At 72.7% G+C, this 1,984-nt stretch carries 1 protein-coding gene; it reads right to left on the reverse strand.

Features of this window, described 5'->3' with window-relative positions:
• On the reverse strand, window positions 1-1,984 hold a 1,984-nt coding region (locus VBO01S_RS31315), incomplete at both ends, for a cadherin-like domain-containing protein (protein WP_218005432.1).

Here is a 1,984-nt window from a genome sequence, read left to right on the forward strand (position 1 = left end):
CTCGGTGGACGGATGCGCCGCATCGGCACGCGGCACCACGATGCGCCCGCCGTCGCGCGCGGGTGCTTCCGGCGGCGGCGGCTGTTGCGGCGCCGAGAAGCTGTCGAAATCGCCGAAGAGCGGGCTCGCGCCGTCGACCAGCTTGCCGGCCGTGACACCGCGCAGCGCGAGCGTCTGCTCCACGTCGCGCACCATGCGCAGCGAGAAGGCCACGCCGTCGCGGCTCACGTGTTCGGCGTAGTCCACGCCCTGCGGCTCCCCCCACAGGTCGGTGGGACGGTCCTCGCCGAAGAGGCGGTCGCCGCCCAGCGCGCGCGCGGCGATCGCGCCCGACAGCATCTGGCTCAGGCGCTGCGATTCCTGCACCGCGATCTGCACGAACAGCGCCGGCGTCATCGACTGGTCGATGCGGCGGCTGGGGTCGCCGAAGTCCGCCGGGAACACCTGGTCGCCCGTGAGCGGCCGGTGCTGCGAGGTGCCGTGGATCGTGACGACCAGCTTCGCCGTGCTGGTGCTGCCGTCGGCATCGGTGATGACGTAGTCGAACACCTCGGTCAGCGTCTGGCCGTCGCCCAGCGAGGCCACGCGCACGTTGCTGGCGTTCACCGAATAGCTGTAGCTGCCATCGGCGTTCAGGCGCAGGTTGCCGTAGCGGCCCGCCGTCGATCCGCCGATGGTGCCGGCCACGCCTTCGAACGAAACGCCCGTGACCGGCGTCGGCGTGCCGTCCGCGCCGAGGCGGTCGGCCACGTCGTTCGCGCCCATGCCGCTGCCGCCGAACACGTTGCCGGTGGCCGTGGCGCCGGGCCGCGCGGTGCCGATCGAGGTGGCGTCGTTGCGTGCCGTGGGCACGTCGTCGATCACCAGCACGCGCAGCGTGCCCTGCGTGGTGTCGCCGTCGCGGTCGGTCACCTGCAGCGCGATGTCGTCGGTGACCTGCCCGCCCGCGTGGCTCTGCGCGGCGCCCAGCACGTAGGTGTAGCGCACGGTGCCCGTGGCCGCGTCGAAGCCGGTGAGCGTGATGCGCCCGCGGTCGGTGGCGATGGTGACCGGGCTCGCGCCGAGCGCGGCCAGCTGCGCCGGCGTGAGCGTGGTGCCGTGCACGGCGATGCTGCCCAGGCCGTCGGGCGCCGTGACGAAGAAGCTGCCCGAAACCGTCTCGCTCGCGTCGCCCGGTTCGACCAAGCCACGCTCGTACACGGTGGCCTGCCCGGCCGTGTCGGGGCCGTTGTTGTCGCCGATGACCAGCGTCACGCCGTCGTTGGCGCCGTGGATGGTGAGGGTCAGCGTGGCGGTGCTGGTGTCGCCGTCCGCGTCGGTGATCGTGTAGCTCACCACCTCGGTCAGCGTGTCGCCCACGACCAGCGCCTGCACGCGCGGATCGGCGTTGTTCAGCGTGTAGGTGTAGCTGCCGTCGGCGTTCAGCACGATGCGGCCGTAGGTGGTGGTGATCGGCACGCCCACCGTGCCGGCCACGCCGCCGAAGCTCACGCCCGTCACCGGCACGCCGTTGGCGTCGTCGGCGCCAAGGGTGTCGTTGGCCTTCACGTCGCCGCCCACCGTGTTCGGCGCGCCGTCCTCGGTGATGGCGTGGGTGTCGTTCACGGCCTCGGGCACGTCGTCCACGATGCGCACGGTGAGCGTGCCCGTGGCCGTGTCGCCGCCGGCGTCGGTCACGAGCAGCGCAATGTCTTCCGTGCTCTCGGTGGCGTTCGGCTGCGCCACCTGCCCGTCCAGCGTGTAGGTGTAGGCCAGCTCTCCCGTCGTCGGCACGCCGCCCACCGAACTGGTGGGCGTGAAGCCGGTGAGCACCAGCGTGCCGCGCGGCGTGTCGATGGTGACCGGTGTCGTGCCCAGGTTCGCCAGCTCGGCCAGCGCCAGCGTGCGCCCGCCCACGGTGACGCTGCGCATGCCGTCGCTCGCCGAGACCACGATGGTGCCGGTGGTGCGCTCGCGGGTGTCGGGGCCGGCCGGGCCGTCGACC

This window comes from Variovorax boronicumulans NBRC 103145 (assembly GCF_001591345.1).
GTDB lineage: Bacteria > Pseudomonadota > Gammaproteobacteria > Burkholderiales > Burkholderiaceae_C > Variovorax > Variovorax boronicumulans.